At 39.9% G+C, this 18,564-nt stretch carries 15 protein-coding genes; 8 read left to right on the top strand and 7 right to left on the bottom strand.

The window, feature by feature from the left end:
* Positions 1-2 precede the first annotated feature (2 nt).
* Positions 3-1,028 (top strand): GGDEF domain-containing protein, encoded by a 1,026-nt coding sequence (locus tag K5Q58_RS13775; RefSeq protein ID WP_220754498.1) that lies wholly within the window; start codon positions 3-5, stop codon positions 1,026-1,028.
* A gap of 53 nt (positions 1,029-1,081) precedes the next feature.
* On the opposite strand, the gene K5Q58_RS13780 is transcribed toward K5Q58_RS13775, so the two are convergent.
* The 3 genes from K5Q58_RS13780 to pdsO all read right to left on the bottom strand — a co-directional run bounded on the left by K5Q58_RS13780 (position 1,082) and on the right by pdsO (position 5,076).
* The gene (locus K5Q58_RS13780; protein ID WP_308443239.1) at positions 1,082-1,693 is read right to left on the bottom strand and encodes a class GN sortase; all 612 of its coding nucleotides are present in this window, start codon (positions 1,691-1,693) and stop codon (positions 1,082-1,084) included.
* Positions 1,690-4,161, bottom strand: coding sequence for a marine proteobacterial sortase target protein (locus K5Q58_RS13785; RefSeq protein ID WP_220754499.1), 2,472 nt, complete (start codon positions 4,159-4,161; stop codon positions 1,690-1,692). The genes K5Q58_RS13780 and K5Q58_RS13785 overlap by 4 nt, the downstream gene beginning before the upstream one ends.
* A 117-nt stretch (positions 4,162-4,278) precedes the next feature.
* On the bottom strand, positions 4,279-5,076 hold the full coding sequence (gene pdsO / locus K5Q58_RS13790) for a sortase-associated OmpA-like protein PdsO (RefSeq protein ID WP_220754500.1): 798 nt from the start codon (positions 5,074-5,076) through the stop codon (positions 4,279-4,281).
* A gap of 225 nt (positions 5,077-5,301) precedes the next feature.
* Between pdsO and pdsR the strand changes: the two genes are divergently transcribed.
* The 3 genes from pdsR (at position 5,302) to K5Q58_RS13805 (ending at position 9,451) form a co-directional block, all read left to right on the top strand.
* Entirely contained in the window at positions 5,302-5,994 is a 693-nt protein-coding gene (gene pdsR, locus K5Q58_RS13795; protein WP_220754501.1) for a proteobacterial dedicated sortase system response regulator, read from the top strand.
* Positions 5,994-8,159, top strand: coding sequence for a proteobacterial dedicated sortase system histidine kinase (gene pdsS, locus K5Q58_RS13800; protein WP_220754502.1), 2,166 nt, complete (start codon positions 5,994-5,996; stop codon positions 8,157-8,159). Before pdsR ends, pdsS begins: the two co-directional genes overlap by 1 nt.
* Positions 8,160-8,257: 98 nt before the next feature.
* Positions 8,258-9,451, top strand: coding sequence for a cystathionine beta-lyase (locus tag K5Q58_RS13805; protein WP_220754503.1), 1,194 nt, complete (start codon positions 8,258-8,260; stop codon positions 9,449-9,451).
* A 114-nt stretch (positions 9,452-9,565) separates the two neighbouring features.
* Here K5Q58_RS13805 and K5Q58_RS13810 read toward each other — a convergent pair whose 3' ends face one another.
* From K5Q58_RS13810 to yegD, 3 genes are all read right to left on the bottom strand, one after another.
* The gene (locus tag K5Q58_RS13810) at positions 9,566-10,048 is read right to left on the bottom strand and encodes a zinc ribbon domain-containing protein (RefSeq protein WP_220754504.1); all 483 of its coding nucleotides are present in this window, start codon (positions 10,046-10,048) and stop codon (positions 9,566-9,568) included.
* A 62-nt stretch (positions 10,049-10,110) separates the two neighbouring features.
* Complete coding sequence (locus tag K5Q58_RS13815; RefSeq protein ID WP_119968384.1) at positions 10,111-10,533, bottom strand: CreA family protein; 423 nt, start codon at positions 10,531-10,533, stop codon at positions 10,111-10,113.
* Positions 10,534-10,625: 92 nt separating this feature from the next.
* Entirely contained in the window at positions 10,626-11,990 is a 1,365-nt protein-coding gene (gene yegD, locus K5Q58_RS13820; protein WP_119968312.1) for a molecular chaperone, read from the bottom strand.
* 327 nt (positions 11,991-12,317) lie between these two features.
* Here yegD and ppk1 point away from each other — a divergent pair, with 327 nt between their 5' ends.
* Both ppk1 and K5Q58_RS13830 read left to right on the top strand, forming a co-directional pair.
* Complete coding sequence (gene ppk1 / locus K5Q58_RS13825; RefSeq protein WP_220754505.1) at positions 12,318-14,444, top strand: polyphosphate kinase 1; 2,127 nt, start codon at positions 12,318-12,320, stop codon at positions 14,442-14,444.
* A 1-nt stretch (position 14,445) separates the two neighbouring features.
* The gene (locus K5Q58_RS13830; protein WP_259651342.1) at positions 14,446-15,960 is read left to right on the top strand and encodes an exopolyphosphatase; all 1,515 of its coding nucleotides are present in this window, start codon (positions 14,446-14,448) and stop codon (positions 15,958-15,960) included.
* Positions 15,961-16,121: 161 nt separating this feature from the next.
* Here K5Q58_RS13830 and K5Q58_RS13835 read toward each other — a convergent pair whose 3' ends face one another.
* On the bottom strand, positions 16,122-17,099 hold the full coding sequence (locus tag K5Q58_RS13835) for a rhodanese-related sulfurtransferase (RefSeq protein WP_220754506.1): 978 nt from the start codon (positions 17,097-17,099) through the stop codon (positions 16,122-16,124).
* Between the two features lie 330 nt (positions 17,100-17,429).
* Between K5Q58_RS13835 and K5Q58_RS13840 the strand changes: the two genes are divergently transcribed.
* Both K5Q58_RS13840 and K5Q58_RS13845 read left to right on the top strand, forming a co-directional pair.
* Complete coding sequence (locus K5Q58_RS13840; protein ID WP_220754507.1) at positions 17,430-18,137, top strand: glutathione S-transferase; 708 nt, start codon at positions 17,430-17,432, stop codon at positions 18,135-18,137.
* 206 nt (positions 18,138-18,343) lie between these two features.
* The gene (locus K5Q58_RS13845) at positions 18,344-18,550 is read left to right on the top strand and encodes a hypothetical protein (protein ID WP_220754508.1); all 207 of its coding nucleotides are present in this window, start codon (positions 18,344-18,346) and stop codon (positions 18,548-18,550) included.
* The last annotated feature ends 14 nt before the right edge of the window (positions 18,551-18,564 follow it).

Below are 18,564 nucleotides of genomic sequence, written 5' to 3' on the forward strand. Positions count from 1 at the left end.
GAATGTCAAATGATCTACTAAAATCTGCCGCTTTGAATTTAAAAAAGGCAGTTCCTTTGATGTTAAAACACAGCATACCCACCACACCGACAAACTATGCTCTTTGGTATGCCTACGTTGCAGAATCAAATCCTAAACTGAATACCGCGCTTGATACTGTGATAGCACAGAATCAACAATATTCGCCTATATCCAGTGAATTACTTTATCGAGAGCACATCTCTGATCCTGTTGAGTTAGATGTACGCGACATGAGGCAAAACTTAGATGCCATGGTTTGTGAATTATCGCAATCATTAAAAGACACCAACCATGACACCAGTAATTTCCAATCAAAAATAGAGAAAGAGTTCAGTAAACTAACCGAACTTGAAAGTAAAGGTTTCTCTCTTGAGCAAGTGATTAAAGTGGTTCGTGGCATAGTGAATGAGTCAGCAAGTATTCATTCAAGTACGGTTAGCTTTACGCAACAACTAACCAAAGCTCAAAGTGAAATCGAAGCACTCAAGCAGCGTTTGGCAGAAACAGAAAAAGATGTGTTATTCGATGCGTTAACTGAAGTCCTTAATCGCCGCGCTTTCAATGAAGACATTAATGCCATGGTTAATCAATCTCCTGCTGGCTGCTGCATGATCCTTGCTGATATTGACCACTTTAAGCTATTTAATGATACCTATGGCCACCAGCTTGGTGACTTAGTTCTAAAGGTGGTTGCTAAACGTTTAAAAGAATCTTGCCGAGATGGGGTAAAACTTTATCGCTTTGGTGGTGAGGAGTTTGCTATTTTACTGCCAAATAGCAACCAACGTATTGCAAGACAATTAGCTGAAGCAATGCGCCGTTCTATTGAGAAACTCAGTGTTAAAGATCGACGCAGTGAAACGCGTATCGATAATATTACCGCGTCATTTGGTGTAGCGCAGTGGAAAGAAAAGCAAACAACTAGCCAGCTTATTGAAGCCACTGACAAGTTGTTATATGAGGCAAAACGACTTGGACGAAATAGAGTTATGCCCATTTCTAGCTAATCGCTAACATTAAACACCACTCGCTAATGGGAGTTATTCGTCATTAATAGATTTTATATTAATCGATGTCCGCTATTCACTTTTTTCGCCGTGACCACATAGCGATAATCACTACTAGCGGACAAATCTTCAAACGGATAGCAAGTAATTAAAGTAAGCTGGTTATCCGTCGTCATACTAAGCACTTCAGTTTGCGTTTCATGAACGATATCAATCTGAGTAATCAAATAGTTTTGTTGTAAACCATGTGGTGTTTCTAACTCTATAATGTCGCCTTTTTTCACTTTTTGTAGCGGTAAAAAGTGAGTATCGCGATGACCTGCAATAATCGTATTGCCCTGCTCACCTACTCCTGCGCCGCTCAATAATAAACTGGGACCAAAGGCGAGGTTTCTGCCTGAAGCGCCAGCCAATACAAACATTGGCTGACCAATAGGATACAAATCAGTTTCCTTATCGGCGTAAAGCTTTAACTTCCCCACAGGGTGAGTGTCAGCCCAACTCCATGGCTTGTGGGGTAATTGATCTTCTAACGTTTTACTCCATGCTTGCTCAATCAAATATTGAGCAAAATTGGCTTTAATTTGCATATATGCTCCTTGTGATAAAAAACTCACTCCTATAAGCGCCACACAACACGGTAAAATCCACTTGTACGACATCATAAAGCCTCCAACTTGCCACCTTTTGGTAAAACCAATCTCTGGCCTGGTAAATAGCCTTTTAACCAAAGTCCATGTAATAGCGCGATAATCAGTAAACTCAGACCAATAAGCATGTTTAATCGACTCGAGGTTGCCGTTTGGGGTAACACGCCTTGTGGTCGTTGCCAGCCATCTGGCAAATGTCTTTTAACCTGTAGATTTTGATTAAACTCGGCCATTGGGTTCACGGGGGTTTTATCGACAGCCACTAAACTGGTTTGTGAGGTCACTAAATGATATTTCATCCCTAAGGCTTCAACTTGAGATTTAACCCTCGGTAAGTTTGCTCTCGTTTGTGTGGCTTCAATTGCACTTATCTGCGCATTTGCCCATATCAAATCAAGACCTACTGCTTGTTTAGGGTTATTGCGACTAATCTGTTGCTGCCAAAATTGGCCTTGGCTATAACCTGAAACAATCAAATCCTGTTGGTTATATGAAGGCGATTTAAAGCTCACCAATAATGGTTCATCTTGATATAAGTCAGGGATTTGGACAGGCCAGTAATCAGGAACAGTCCCATCTTGGTATGTAAGTTTAATGTCGGTGCTCACTGGCTTTTCAATTTTTGCTAGTAGCTTAGCAATCTTGGTTTTAACTTCTGATGTTTTACCTATGTAGGTGTAGGTTCCTCGGCCAAACATGGCGGCACGTTCCATAAAGTAAGCATTTGGCGCTGAGCCTATACCCACAGTAAATAATCGGCTGTCACCTAATTCAGCTTCAATTTGTTGAAATAGCCCATGCTCATTACTAACAGCCCCATCGGTGATAAAAATAACTTGTCTTAAATGGTTCTGCGCAGAAGCACTTTCTTGCGTGCTATCGCCATAATTTGCTACAGCTTTATAATTTTGTACCGTTTCATTAGTTATTAGTGAAGCCGACAGTGCTTTACCTATCTCAGTACCACCGTTAGCCTCTAGCCCTCTCACAAAATGATTCGCTTTTCCGATATTCGAGCTTGTACCTAGCAAAGATGTCGCCGATAACTGACTGACCGAATGATTAAATTCAATGACATTGAACTTATCTTGGCTGGTTAATCCCGCTAAAGCATACAACATAGCTTGTTTAGCTTGTTTAAGTGAGCCACCAGACATAGAGCCTGAAGTATCAATCACCAGGATAAGTTCACGAGGGACATGAGATTGACTAATCCTTTCATATTGAGCTTCAGATTTACTTTCGAGTTGCTCTTGTAAGAAACCACTATCAGTAGCAAAAGACGGGGTTAACATAACTAAACCATATTCAACGTTATTATGAGCTTGATGACTGTCACCTATTGTTTGCATATTCTTGAACTCATCAATTCCTTTAACCTGTCCTGAACGAGTATCAAGCGATGTTGCATGGGTTTGACCGCGCTGAGTAAATACCGCTGTCAGTGGCTGCGCACTTTCGATAACAGACTCATCTGCGCGCCAGGTTAATACAAAGTCTTTATTGGCTTTTTCTTGTTTAACAAATTCAATTTGCCACTTATCGTTAGCACCGGTTTTTGACACCTGTTGATAGGGACTATCGATATTCGCTACTTTAAAGCCCGCATCTAACTCAATTGATAAGCTCACCGTTAAAGATTCTTTCTCTTTAGAATCGTCAAAATTATCAGCAATAAAAAACTCATTAGAAAAGTTAAAAATCGAAGTCGGCAAACTTGGCGATAATGACTCATAAAATGAGTTAGATAATGAAGATTCACTCGCTGAGGCTTTTCCAGTACCCTTAATCGCTGGCGAGTAGCGTGGATTAATGGTCATTGGGAAACGAAGGCTAAATTCACCCTCTTTATAAACCAACTTTTCTTGGTAACTGATCTCTACGGTCAAAGTTTCACTGGGACCAAGATTAGCGACTTCAGTGGTAAAAATATTTGGACGTTGCTGCGAAACAAGACTGGCTCTTTTTCCCTGCGCTTTGGCTTTTTCAAAAGTGGCTTTAGCGACATTTTTCGGTTGAATATCCCCCTCGATAACGCGTTCTCCAATAATTAAACGCATCTGATCTACCGCGCCATTATGCGGTAATGGAAATATATAACTGCCATTAATCCAAACTGTAGAGTCATTAGTAAATGTTTGCTTAACACTCACTCTATTTGTCCAGCCCGAGACTTTCATTTGCACATCGGTGCTCAGAGGCAAACTCTCAAACCGCTGACCATTATGCTGATAACGCAAAATACCTTGTGTCACCTTTTCGCTGTCTGCTTGCCCTTCAACTTCAACCATACGAGTATTGTTCGGTGACATTGCATGCACTGGAAATAACACATTCAATATCATCAGCACCACTAGGATTAATCCTGAACAGCCATAAGCAGCTATATTGTTAAATCGGCGAATACTTTCATTTTCTCGCTTGTCATTGTCTCGCTTGTTATTTGCGGATTCACTCACCTGATAACGGGTTACCCTTTTCATTATTTTCTCTCCATGAACTCAGCACTCCCCTTCGTAAAAACAATTCATATAAGACCCTGATAAAGCGATATTTATGCGAAATGTTTCACGAAGGCTGGATCGGTAATTAAGCTAAAATTAGTTCGCAGCGAGTGCTTCACCGACTGGCATGATTTTTAAGGTTACGCGGCGGTCAAAAAAGTCATTCTCAAAACTTTGCTGCGCATGTAAAGGCGCTGATGCACCGAAAGCTTTAGCGTGCAGGCGCTCAGATGACACACCTTGACTGACTAAGTAATTAGTGACTTCAATTAAACGTTGCTCTGAAAGTGCTTGATTAAATGTGCTATCACCGCGGCGATCAGCATAACCTGTTAAGTCCAACATCAACTCTGGAGATAACGCCATTAAATAGGCCACATCATCCAACTGCTGTACAAAATGAGGTTCGATAGTGGAAGAGCCTGTCTTAAACTGAACGTTGAGGCCAATAGCTAGCTCTTGTAACTGTTGCTGCTGTGCTTCACGTAAATCTGTTAACTGCGATTGCACTAACAAATACTCATCTGTTACTTCCGCTAAAGATTGTTGCTTTTCATGTAATGCGGTTAATTCTGAAGTTTGAATCTCAATCGATTGTTGCTGCTGAGCCAATAGCTCTTTTTGGTTTTTAATTTCAGAGTCATCTCCTACTGTTTTGCCTATTAAGGTTCCGGCAAATGCGCCAATGATTGCGCCAACTGGACCGCCAACGACAGCGCCTAATACTGCACCTGAAGTCAGTCCGACTAACTCTTCTGTGTGTTCACGTTCATCGGTGACTTCAGTTGCTTCAGTCATCAGATTGCTATCGTCTAGCATTTCATCATTAGCCACTGAAATGTTTGAGATAAATAGGCTACTGATAACGGCTACTGCGATTAATTGCTTTTTCATGGTGTTTTCCTTTTAAGTTCTATTAATGTCGTTTAATAAATGAGGCTTAAAATGTGTGTCTCATTCGATGTAGCTATTAAACACAATTGAAATGGCAACTAAGGGGCATAAAAATGGCAATGTGAGGATGAAATGTGGCAACAATATGGCAATTGCTTTGAGGCAATTTTTTTGGAACAGAAATCATGTATAGTCAGCCATATAAGTCACAATCAATGCTATTACATGAAAAGAATTGCCATCGTTGAAGATGAAGTCGCTATCAGAGAAAACTACAAAGAATTGCTACAACAGCAAGGCTATAATGTCCAAGGTTATGCTAACCGCCCTGCGGCTATGCTCGCCTTTAACGCCCGCCTACCTGATTTAGCTATTATTGATATCGGCCTAGAGAATGAAATCGATGGTGGTTTTACCTTGTGCCAATCACTCCGCTCCATGTCTAGCAGTTTGCCTATTATCTTTTTGACCGCTAGAGACAGCGACTTTGATACAGTTTGCGGCCTGCGCTTAGGGGCTGACGACTACCTATCAAAAGATGTGAGCTTTCCTCACCTTATTGCACGGATTGCCGCACTTTTCAGACGTTCAGAATTAATTGGCGCCGCTACGGTAGAAGACAACCTTATCGAACATGGGTCTTTAACCATTGATGGCAATCGTATTCAAGTGTATTGGGACCAACAACCGATTGAGTTAACCGTTACTGAGTTTTGGATGGTGCATGCGATGGCAAAACACCCTGGGCATGTCCGAAGCCGTCAAGACTTAATGCAAGAAGCAAAAATCTTTGTCGATGACAGTACGATTACTTCGCATGTAAAGCGTATACGTAAAAAGTTTATCAGCGCTGATAAAGATTTTAACTGCATCGATACGGTTTACGGAATGGGTTATCGCTGGGATAGTGTTAGCTAATGTTTAATATCCCCATTGGTCTTCGCGCCAAAGTTGTTATCTTATCTTTATTCCTACTTTGCTTGCCTTGGCTGGGGTATGAGTACGTGTGGGAAATGGAAAAATACCTACGTCATGGTCAAGAAAAAACCCTTGAGGGTACCACACAAGCATTAGCAACAGCATTGCATGAACGACCTAAACTATTTAATCATCAAGCGAGCTTTTTAAGCCAAGTAGAAAAAGGCCGCGACTTATATGCCTATCCATTATCAGGCCCCATTCAATTAGATGGGAAATTGATTGATTGGCAGCAGTATCAGCACCGTGTGATTAATTACTCCAGTGAGCATGTGATTTTTAATCGTGATGAAAACCAACCTGTTGATATTAATTTTACCCATATGGTGGGTAAATATGGCGGTTACTTATATGGTTTTTTTGAGGTGCACGATAAGCAGCTTGTGTATCGCAGTAAAAACAGTCTGCGTGTGGATAAAAACGATCACTTAATCATTGCGACTCAAGCGCCTGATGGACTGTTTAAACGCTATATTGTGGCTAATATGCAAGATGGTTGGTTAAGCGCATTTGAATTGCCGCAAGACCCCACTCTCTCGATGCCCGTCACTCCAGAAATCCGCATACAAGGCCAATGGGTAGCGACTAAAGATGGCTATAATATCGAATTCAGAATGCCGCTATCTATGGTGGGCAGTAAGCTTGGTTTTGCAATTTATAACGTGGATGATGTTAAAACTCGCACAGTGAACACCATTATTGGCACATCGGCAATCGACTCTGTCGATCATTTAGGTACAGTCTTGGTGCCCTCTCCAGAAATTGAAAATATCATCAAAGGCATGAGCCACAATAGCTCACGTATTTGGGTGGTGGATAATCACGGTCGTGTATTAGCTAAGTCTGGAGACATTCGTGCCAGTAATAACGTTTGGTCATCAAGCTTAACTGAAACAGAAAATCGTAGCGCGTGGAGTCAATTTAAAAGCGATCATCTATTGCCTTTGTACTATAAGATTTTAACTAAACCACCGCAGGACTTTGTTGACTCTTTACAAGACTCAACTGAACTTAGTGGCAGCCATATCCAACAAGCGCTAGATGGTAAACGCGGCTCAACTTGGCGATTAACTCCAGATAACAAAGCGGTAGTATTAGCCGCGGCCAGTCCTATTTGGATTGACGACAAAGTCATGGGTGCGGTAATTGCAGAAGAAACCACTCATGGCATTCGTACCTTACGAAATCGCGCATTAGAAAAACTCTTTAATGTCATTTTAACCATCATGAGTATGGGCACACTTGCATTGTTTATCTTCGCATCGAGTATTTCTAGCCGTATCCGTAAATTACGCGATCAATCAGAACAAGCCATCGACAGCCAAGGTCGGGTAAAGCAACAAATTGTGCCTTCTAAAACTCGTGATGAAATTGGCGACCTATCTCGAAGCTTTGCCAGCATTGTTGGTAGACTGGGGCAATATACACATTATCTTGAAAATATGTCGTCACGCTTGTCTCACGAACTAAGAACGCCTGTTGCAGTAGTGCGCTCATCACTTGAGCATTTAAGTTTGCAAACCCTTGAGCCTGCTAGCGAAAAGTATGTCGCTCGCGCACAAGAAGGCGTCAGTCGTTTGCATCTCATTTTAAATAATCTAAGTGAAGCCACTCGTCTAGAGGCCAGTTTATCACACGTTGAACAAAGCGATTTTTCACTGCAACAAGTGGTCAGTGGCTGCATGCAGGGCTATCAATATACTTACCCTGACAATGAGTTTGCCGTAGACATTGACGATAACTCAATGTCGATGCACGGCGTACCTGAGTACATTGCCCAACTAATGGATAAACTAATCAATAATGCTATTGAGTTTAGCACTGAAGATCCCATTGAAGTGTCACTGAAACTCACAGGCAAAACAGCTAAATTAACCGTTAAAAATCGCGGACCACTGCTACCTTTTGATATGAGTGAACAAATTTTTGAATCCATGGTGTCTATCAGACCCCAAGGTGTACAGGCAAAACCCCATTTGGGATTAGGTTTGTATATCGCAAGATTAATCACTGAGTTTCATCAAGGCAGTATTCGAGCGCAGAACTTAACTGACGATTCAGGCGTCGAGTTTTATTTAGAGTTTCCAGTAACAGAATCAAAATAAGCATTATTATCATCCTAGCGCTTTATTATGGCCGTATAGATGGTAGGATGGCCAAATAAAATGAATAACATCACCTTGCATTAATTGGGAATGAATTTATGAGTCATCAACAAGACAAACTCGCAACGCAAATTGTCAGTGTGGGTAGAGAGAAAAAATACTCTAAAGGTATTATCAATCCGCCAGTATATCGCGCATCTACTGTTGTTTTCGACACCATGGATGACATGCGCTTTGCCATTAAAAACAAAACCAATGGTGAAATGTTTTATGGACGTCGTGGCACCCCGACTCATTTTTCTTTTCAACAAGCGATTAGCGAATTAGAAGGTGGTGCAGGTACAGCCCTCTATCCATCTGGCGCTGGTGCTATAAGTGGCGCCTTACTGTCATTTTTGAAAAGTGGCGACCATTTACTAATGGTCGATAGCGCCTATGAGCCAACCCGTGATTTATGTAATAAATTACTAGCTGGTTTTGGCATTGAAACCACCTACTACGATCCGCTGATTGGTGAAGGTATTAAAGACTTAATTCAGCCAAATACCAAAGTTTTATTCTTAGAATCGCCTGGGTCTATTACTATGGAAATTCAAGATGTGCCAACATTAAGCCGTATTGCACATGAACACGATGTAGTAGTAATGCTCGATAACACATGGGCTTCACCCATCAATTCACGTCCATTTGAAATGGGCGTCGACATTTCGATTCAAGCAGCGACCAAATACATTGTCGGCCACTCTGATGTGATGATGGGCACAGCCACAGCCAATGAAGCACACTGGGAGCAATTGCGTGAAAACAGTTACATCATGGGTCAAACTACCTCACCTGACGATGTATATCTTGCTGCACGCGGGTTACGTACATTAGGCGTGCGCATGGCCCAACATGATAAAAATGCCCTTAAAGTCGCTAATTGGTTAGCTAGTCGACCTGAAGTCGATCATTTGCGACACCCTGCTTTCGAAACTTGTCCTGGTCATGAGTTTTATCAGCGCGACTTTAGTGGCGGCAATGGTTTGTTTTCATTTGTACTAAAACAAGGCAACTTAGCTTCTGTCACTGCTTTTGTGGAAAACATGCGCCACTTTAAAATGGGCTTTTCGTGGGGCGGATATGAAAGCTTAATTCTTGGTGTATTCGGAATTGATAGGCTTCGCACAGCAACCCAATGGGATACCAGCAAACCGCTCATTAGACTTCACATCGGTTTAGAAGATCCTGATGATTTGATTGCTGATTTAACTGCCGCATTTGAACGCTTTAATAACGTTATTGGAAAATAACGTTTAAATTTACGCGGCTTAAATAAAGGGCCTTCTCATAGAGAAAGCCCTTTTTGCTTTATATGCACTATCACTAACAACACCAATAAACTCTATCTAAAACCCGTTAGCGGATCAGTTCGCGTTTACGATGGATTGCAGTACTCTTCGCAGTTCGTCACTGTTGGCTTTCGATAAGCCAATTATCACACTGGGTTTTTGACCTCGAGTTTCAATTTCGACTTTGTCCCAAATAATGCCGCTACGATAATTAAAGCCCGCAATCTTATTCCATGGGACTTCATCAGTGTTATTCCATAGCCTAAAAATGCCTGGTGTATTAATCGTAATCTTATCTTCATCAGTGACAATTTCTTGGGGTAAAAACCGAAATCTGAATAACAATGATGCCAACACTTCTGAATTAAATGACATAGACAACTGGGTGACATCAATACTTATTTGGCTAAAGCGATAATGACAATGCATACAGACTTTAGCCTCTAAAGGTAATGTGCCATGGCAATCAGGGCACACATGGTTAGATAAATATTCAAGACAATGACCACATTTAAGCGCGCCATCATTTAATTCATTCTGACAAAAAGGACAATCCATGTAGTCACCTTAGCTATTGTTGTTTTTGTTACTATATCTAAGTCTTTAATACACCATAAATACTAGTTTGTTGCTTGCACCTGGCTGTAAGCTTTAGTTCCCCATAAAGGCACTGTCGACAGGCTGTGCTTGTAGCTTCCTGAGGTTTCTTTTGTAGAATAAGAAACATACATTAGTGTTTGGTTTTCTTTATCAAAAATTCGTCTAATTTTCATGGTTTTGAAAAAGATACTTTTTGATTTTTTGAACACAATTTCGCCCGATGCAGACATATCAATTGCAGCAATCATTTGCGGGGTAATTTCACCGGTTTGACGACATGAAATAGCGGAATCAGAAGGATCAGAAAAACTTAAATCCGCTTCAATACTCGCTACATGACAAGTCACGCCAGTCACAATCGGGTCTACCATCATATTGAGCTTAATATCTTTAGTGGTAAACACTCCTAGACTCACTTTACCCACATCATCACTACAGCTCATTGTGAGGAAACTTGTTGCAACAATGAGTAAGGCTGACGATAGTTTTTTATTTAAAAATATTTTTGATAGAGAAAACATAAAGCGACTTTTCCTTAAGAGTTAAATACTTTACCAGCCCAGCGCACTAAGCCACTGGTCACACTGCCAAAGTGATCGCCGACCACGATTTCAGCTTGGCTAAATTGATCGGTAATACATTGATGGATAACTGGGCTTTTGGCCGTACCGCCTGTCACATAAACCACATCAGGCATAACACCTGCTTCTTCAACTGCTTGCTTCATAATAGTGACTAATTTGGCTACAGGTTGATCCACTGCAGTTTCAAAATCAGTTTGATTTACACCAACTGCAAATTGAGACTCAATAAATGATAAATCAGCGTCGTACTCAGCTTGAGTTGATAAACCAATTTTCGATTGCTCTGCTTGACGCACAAACTGGTAACTCATTTGATGCTGTCTTAATGACTTTAAGCGCGTCAATAACTCAGGTTTTAATGAATCTTTGATTAATTCATCAATTAGCTTCGCCGTAGACAGTGAATTAAAGTCACGCTGAGCACTAATATCATTCACAGCAACGCCATTCCAAAACGGTTGGCGTGGTACCGTTAAATTGGTTTTTAATTGCGATCCCAAGCCTAAATGAGGCATAAAGCAGTTCATCGCAACGGCAATGTCTAAGTCATTACCACCCACACGCTGACCACTATGGCCTAACACGTCGTCACTGCGATCGGTTTTATGCTGTAAATCAGGGCCCATTTTCACCATAGAGCAATCCGTCGTACCACCGCCCACATCCACAACCAATACTGTTTGATTACGGCTCATTGAGGCTTCGAAATCCATGGCTGCTGCCATTGGCTCAAATAAAAAGCTTACCTGCTCAAAACCTGCTCGTTTGGCGGCGGTTTCTAAAATCGCTTGGGCTTGTTGATTACTTAATTCTCCACCAATTCCTTGGAAATTAACTGGTCTGCCGATAACTGCTTGGGTAATGGGTTCGTTAATTAATTTGTTTGCACGGGACATGACCTCTAGCATCATTAACGTCACAATATCTTCAAACAAAGCAACTTGCTCTGGGCGGAGACCACTGGCACCAAGAAACGATTTTGGCGACCGGACATAAAAACCTTCATCAGGTAAATCTAAGTAAGCATCGATGGCTTCTGGGCCTACAAACACCACTTGTTCATCTGGATAAATATCCAAATCATGGCGTACCATTCTTGCGCGGCTTAATTGCGCTGAGCGTAACTTGCCATATTCAGCTTTAAATTCTGGTGCAATACGTTGATAAACAGCTTCTGCGATTAACTCTCGATCCATTGCATATAAGGTAGATGATAAGAAATTACTGTCGCCATTGATCGGAATTAACCTGACTTCACCCTCTTTTTCAATACCAACGGAACAATTTGCACTGCCATAATCAAACCCAATAAACATTTCTTACCACTCAAAAATTCAAATCAATGCTAAAAATAACACAAGCTTTATATCGGATCTTATAAAGTTTAGTGTTCACTGTTATTTAGCTGACAATTTCATCAATTGGTTTAATTTGCTTAATCAATTTGTTGCACTATTGAATTTGCTGAAAACAGTGTTCGCCTCAATAACATCACAAAATTGTCATATTACTGCAGTAAAATACCTTTGAACTTTATTCATATTAAACAGTGAATTAGCTATTCCACTCTAGCGTATTATTTTCGCACCATTCGATTATGGCTTTTATGAAAGTACTACCGTAATGCTTTGCAGGAGCAAAATGTGACTGAATCCCGTCATCTTAAATTCGTTGATAAAGAACTGTCTTGGTTGTCATTTAATGAACGTGTATTACAAGAAGCTTATGATGCTTCTGTACCACTCATTGAGCGAGTGAGGTTCTTAGGGATTTTTTCAAGTAACATGGATGAGTTTTTTCAGGTCAGAGTCGCTGCAGTGAGACGAGCGATACTCGTTTCTGGGATCAGTTCTAAACAGCTTAAATACCAGCAATTAATGACCAAAATTCAGGAAAAAGTATTCGACTTACAAGAGAAGTTTGATCAAATTTACCCTGTATTAATGAAAGAGTTAGCTCGCTGTAATATCTTTTTAATTAACGAGACTCAACTGAGTGAGTTTCACAGTGCTTGGCTTAAGAAGTACTTTAAAAATCAATTGAAGCGTCATATAGCACCCCATATCGTCACCGATGAAAGTGATTTAGTGCAGCACTTAGTTGATGGGACAACCTACTTAGTCGCTAGCCTGCAATCGGGCGATAATAAAGAGTACGCTTTGGTGGAAGTGCCCAATAAGAATGTACCGCGATTTTTAGAGCTACCAACTGAAAAAACATCAAAAATTAAACACTTAATATTGCTAGATAATATTATCCGTCACTGTATTGATGATTTATTTAGACCTTTTTTTGAGTTCGATACCATTCAAGTTTTCTCAATGAAAATGACCCGAGATGCGGATTACAACATCAGTAATGAGCTTGAACAAACAACACTTGAGCGAATGACAAAAGGGATTAAAAAACGCTTAAATGCTCAACCAGTAAGACTGGTTTATGACCGCAATATGCCTGAAGATATGTTAGAGATGCTCAAGTCACACTTGCATATCAGCTCTACAGAGTGCCTTGTGCCGGGCGGTCGATATCATAGCTTCAAAGACTTTATGGACTTCCCTAATCCAAGTCGTAAAAAACTGGTAAACGAGAAGCTTCACCCTATTGATAGCAGTCAGTTTTTAGCGTTTGACAACAGTTTTGATGCAATTAGGCATAAAGATATTATGCTTAATTACCCATATCATAAGTTTTCTCATTTTACAGAGTTAGTCAGACAAGCCGCTTACGATCCAGCAGTTAAATTCATTAAAATTAACCTTTATCGAGTGGCGAAGAAAAGCCACATTATGCAGTCACTAATTGATGCCGTTAAAAATGGTAAACAAGTAACCGCAATCATTGAGCTTAGAGCCCGTTTTGATGAGGAATCAAACATTAACTGGACTCGGCGCTTAGCTGAAGCCGGAGTGACTGTGCATCATGGTATTCCGAGTTTAAAAGTCCATTCAAAACTATGCCTCATTAGCCGTAAAGAGCATGGTCAAACCCAGTATTATTGCCACATAGGTTCAGGTAACTTTAACGAAGGAACAGCCCGTTTTTATACTGACTTTTCGTTGTTTACCGCCAATCAAGATATTGCAGGTGAAGTCAAACAAGTCTTTGATTTAATTGAAAGGCCTTACCGTAAAGACGAATTTAATCATCTCATCGTCTCGCCTTATAACTCGCGAACACGCTTTTTAAGCTTAATCGATGATGAAATTGCACAAGCTAAACAAAAAAAGCCTGCCAGTATTCAGCTAAAACTGAATAATCTGGTGGATGACATCATGATTAATAAGTTATACGAAGCCTCAAATGCTGGTGTAAAAATCACCATGCTTATCCGTGGTATGTGCAGCTTAATCCCCCAAATACCAGGGCAAAGCGACAACATTAAGGTTTATAGTATTATCGATCGTTATTTAGAGCATTCACGGGTGATGTTGTTCCATGCCGGCGGTGAACAAAAACTGTTTATTGGTTCCTCTGACTGGATGACGCGTAATATTGATGAACGAATTGAAGTCTCAACCCCAGTATATGATAAGCAGTTAAAACAGATGGTTATTGCTATACTTTCGTTGCAATTTAAAGATAATACTAAGTCTAGGGTGATTAATCAGCAGCATGATAATCGCTATAACCCTAGAGGAAATAAACGCAAACTTCGTAGCCAAATTGCTATTCATCAATACCTTAATAGCTACGAAAAGAAAGTAAAAACTGCATTAGCAGTCAAATATAACAATAAGAACCAAGCAGAATTACCACAAGAGGCTTAAATTGGCTGATGTTATTGCACAAGACTCACAACATTTTGTCGCTATCGACATGGGGTCAAATAGTTTTCACTTAGTTATTGCTCGTGAACAAGACGGGCTTTTGCAAGTGTTGCATAAAGAAAAACGCCAAGTGCAGCTAGCCAAATACCTTGATAATCACAATGTGTTAGCGGAAGTTGCAATCGAAAATGGTGTTCAATGTCTTAAAGACTTTAGTCAGCGTTTTTCAAACTTAGCGAAAGCCCAAGTCAAAATTGTCGCCACACACACCTTACGGGTAGCCAAAAATCGCCAATCTTTTTTAACTGCAGCCCGCAAAGTGCTGCCCTACCCAATTAATGTTGTTTCAGGTCATGAAGAAGCGCGGTTAATTTATACCGGTATCGCCCACAGCCAAGTGCTTGAACAAAAAAATATAGTTATCGATATTGGTGGTGGCTCAACAGAAGTGATTGTGGGTAATGAAAAACGCGCTAAACACTTAGCCAGTTTAAAATGTGGCTGCGTCAGTTATAACAAACGCTTTTTTGTGAATGGACACCTAACAAAAGAAGCGTTTAAACAAGCTATTCAAGCTGCAGATAAGCAATTTTCATGCTTAAGCCAAGTTTACTTTAACCAAGATTGGTCACTCGTGTTAGGGAGTTCAGGCTCAGCAAAAGCTATCACTCTCGCCATCAGTGAAGTGACTGATAATGGCAAAGGTATAACCAGTAAAAACCTTTTAGCGTTAAAGAAACACCTCATCAATGTCGGTAGTATCGACAAGCTTGAATTCGAGCAATTAGATGAAAGAAGGATCCCACTTCTAGCTGCAGGTTTGGCAATCTTAATCAGTTTTTTTCGGCAATTGGGGATTGAACATTTGCAAGCTGCAAAAGGTGCACTTCGCGAAGGAGTCCTCTATGAGCTTGCCAAGATTGAACAACAAGTTGATATTAGGCAACGCACATTATCGAGTTTGGCTCAGCTGTATCATGCTGATGTTAACCAAGCATCTAAGGTGACTAAAACTGCCTTGACCTTATTTGAGCAAGTCAGTAATTCATGGCAATTAGCAGATTATCGTTGGTTACTAGAAGGCGCTTGTCAGCTCCACGAAATTGGCATTTCGATTAATTCAAAATCACACCATAAGCACGGAAGTTACATTCTCGAAAATAGTGACTTACCGGGTTTTAACCAACAGCAACAGCAAATGTTAGTCTTGCTCGTAGGCAATCATCGAAAAAAACTAAACTATTCAGCAATGACAATAGCTGATGAGATTCAGCGCCAAGCTTTTATGCGCTTATTAACCCTTCTGCGTCTCGCAGTATTGTTTAATTTAGGTCGAACATCCAGCAGCAACCAACAAATAAAGGTTAAAGCGCAACAAGCAGATTTGACGATTAAGTTTTCGCAGTGCAAAGAGCAGGATAAAGAAGCAACTCAACGCAGTGAGTTATTAATACAAGATTTATATGCCGAACAGAAAAAGTTAGCCACAATAGGGATTAATTTGTGTTTTAAGTAAGTTGTATTTTAAGTAAGTTGAGCTTTAACTCATGAGAACACCCATAAAAAAGTACACGCTATTTTAATAACGTGTACTTTTTAGCTATTTAAGCCTAAATAAAAAACTTTAACTTGGTGATGTTCCTTATCGAAAACAAACTGATAAAAGTAGAGTTTTAACTAGCTTTCGTTTTGCGCTTGCTTTAACGACTCTTTATCTTTGCGGCGCTGTGCAATGACTTGTTTTACTTCACTGCCAATGTGCGCTTCACCACGTTGCTTTGCTAATTGTACTTGGCGTTCACGTTCAATAAAGCGCTGGCGTTGCTCATCTGAAATTTTATCAATACAGTGTGGGCAACTAACCCCTTGAACATAAGCTTCTGTTTGCATTTCTTCTTGGGTAATCGGCATGCGACAAGCATTACATTGATCGTAAATGCCTTTTTCAAGTTGATGGTTCACTGCGACGCGGTTATCAAATACAAAGCACTCACCTTCCCATAAACTTTGTTCAGGCTTTACTTCTTCTAGATATTTTAGGATGCCACCTTCAAGGTGATAAACCTCATCAAACCCTTGCTCTTTTAAATAAGCAGTCGATTTTTCACAGCGAATACCACCAGTACAGAACATGGCGACTTTTATATGTTTGGCAGGATCTAGGTTTTCTTTAACGTAGTCAGGAAATTCACGGAATGTCTCTGTTACAGGGTTAACAGCATCTTTAAACGTACCAATTTGTACTTCATAGTCATTTCGGGTATCAACTAATAGCACTTCAGGATCTGAAATTAACGCATTCCAATCTTTAGGCTTTACATAAGTACCTACGACTTCGCGAGGATCGATTCCCTCAACGCCCATAGTCACAATTTCTTTTTTAAGTTTTACTTTAGTGCGATAAAAAGGCATTTGTTCATCAAATGAAAGCTTACACACAATATCAGCTAAGCCTTCTTGTGTGGCTAACCATGCCAGTAATCCATCAATGGCTTGCTGGCTACCAGCAACTGTACCGTTAATGCCTTCTTTAGCCAGTAGTAAGGTACCGCGGATTTCAGCGTTTTCCATATGGGCTAATAACGGTGCTCTAATAGATTCAAAATTAGGTAAGGCAACAAACTTATATAACGCACAAACTACAACGTGTGACATGGTTTTCTCCGCTAGCTGGAACTTAATTTCCAGTGCATAGGTTTTATCGAAATAATGTGTTTATTAAGCTTTAAATTTGAGAGCTTTGTTATAGAGCAATATTGATTAACGCCAATAGGCAACAATAACAACCCCAGAGTAAATGAGGCCTACCTCAAATAAAAGCGCAGAATTGTACCTTAATCACACTTATCTCGGCAATTTTATTTGATTAAGATCACACTGCGAAGGGAGTTAATATTAATTGCTAAGCGCAATTATTACTAACAATCCATTGATTAACGTCTTAGAATGGCTCGTACATTAAGAAATCAAAAATAAACACGCCACATGATTCTATACAGTTTTAGACGTTGTCCTTACGCAATGAGAGCCCGCTTAGGCCTACACTTATCTTCTCTAAACCCGCAGGTACGAGAAATCATCCTTAAAAATAAACCTGCTGAAATGCTGGAGATTTCCCCTAAAGGAACGGTGCCGGTTTTAGCCATTCAATCCGAAAGCCAACACCAATACGAAAGCATTACTAATAAATGGCTTATATTAGAAGAAAGTCTAGATATCATTAATTATTCACTCAGCCATTATCCTGCAACGAATTACGAATATTTATGCAAAGATGAATATGATTTATTGATAGAGTCGTTAACTGACAAAGATACAAAAGCATTAATTGATATAAACGATAATGAATTTAAACCGCGGCTAGATAAGTACAAATATGCAGATAGACACCTTGAATTTACGGAAGAGTATTACCGCGAAAAAGCATGTAAATTCATAGCAATACTGGAGGCTAAACTGAACGACAAAGAGCATTTACTTGCTAACAGTCCAACCTTTGCCGATTATGCTATTTTCCCATTCGTTCGCCAATTTGCCCACGTTAACCGAAGTTGGTTTGAACAAAGCCAGTATTCACAAGTAAAAAAATGGCTTAAACACCATATTGAAAGTGATTTATTTCAATCCGTTATGTGTAAATACCCACTATGGTTAGACGACAAAACCCTTAAAACAAAACTAAAACAGTCATAAAATGGGCACGGTAAATTAGTAACTTCTTAATTATTAATCTTATTTTCAACCTTTTGTATAAGTATTCACTAAAACCATTGAATTAGTAGGTGAAATTAAAGTAAGTTATATCAACTATAAGATGGATTTTTTATTGTTTTTACTGCGAATTTCCAAAATGAGATTAAGCTTAAATAAGTCTCTTTGCAGTAATCAAGGATGCAGACATGGAACAAATGGATTTGGTGATGTTGTTAATACTACTACTCAGTATTTTACATATCATGTTTTGTCATAGAGCAATGACAACTGGCGCTCATATAGATAATGTGCGCAGATATTTATGGGGAACCATCAGCCTATTTTTTGGGCCTTTGGGTTACTATATTTATCAGAATTTACTGCCGCTAGATTCATTAGACCCTAATGAGTAAATCAAACTTGCTTT

It is taken from the genome of Shewanella sp. KT0246, assembly GCF_019654955.1.
Classification (GTDB): Bacteria; Pseudomonadota; Gammaproteobacteria; order Enterobacterales; family Shewanellaceae; genus Shewanella; species Shewanella goraebulensis.

Bases quoted from the DNA above. Each gene is read 5' to 3' on its own strand.
- K5Q58_RS13845 (WP_220754508.1), top strand. From the start codon at position 18,344: ATGGAACAAATGGATTTGGTGATGTTGTTAATACTACTACTCAGTATT.
- pdsO (WP_220754500.1), bottom strand. From the start codon at position 5,076: ATGAAAAAGCAATTAATCGCAGTAGCCGTTATCAGTAGCCTATTTATC.
- K5Q58_RS13785 (WP_220754499.1), bottom strand. From the start codon at position 4,161: ATGAAAAGGGTAACCCGTTATCAGGTGAGTGAATCCGCAAATAACAAG.
- pdsS (WP_220754502.1), top strand. From the start codon at position 5,994: ATGTTTAATATCCCCATTGGTCTTCGCGCCAAAGTTGTTATCTTATCT.
- pdsR (WP_220754501.1), top strand. From the start codon at position 5,302: ATGAAAAGAATTGCCATCGTTGAAGATGAAGTCGCTATCAGAGAAAAC.
- K5Q58_RS13840 (WP_220754507.1), top strand. From the start codon at position 17,430: ATGATTCTATACAGTTTTAGACGTTGTCCTTACGCAATGAGAGCCCGC.
- K5Q58_RS13780 (WP_308443239.1), bottom strand. From the start codon at position 1,693: ATGATGTCGTACAAGTGGATTTTACCGTGTTGTGTGGCGCTTATAGGA.
- K5Q58_RS13835 (WP_220754506.1), bottom strand. From the start codon at position 17,099: ATGTCACACGTTGTAGTTTGTGCGTTATATAAGTTTGTTGCCTTACCT.
- K5Q58_RS13815 (WP_119968384.1), bottom strand. From the start codon at position 10,533: ATGAGCTGTAGTGATGATGTGGGTAAAGTGAGTCTAGGAGTGTTTACC.
- K5Q58_RS13775 (WP_220754498.1), top strand. From the start codon at position 3: ATGTCAAATGATCTACTAAAATCTGCCGCTTTGAATTTAAAAAAGGCA.
- yegD (WP_119968312.1), bottom strand. From the start codon at position 11,990: ATGTTTATTGGGTTTGATTATGGCAGTGCAAATTGTTCCGTTGGTATT.
- K5Q58_RS13805 (WP_220754503.1), top strand. From the start codon at position 8,258: ATGAGTCATCAACAAGACAAACTCGCAACGCAAATTGTCAGTGTGGGT.
- K5Q58_RS13810 (WP_220754504.1), bottom strand. From the start codon at position 10,048: ATGGATTGTCCTTTTTGTCAGAATGAATTAAATGATGGCGCGCTTAAA.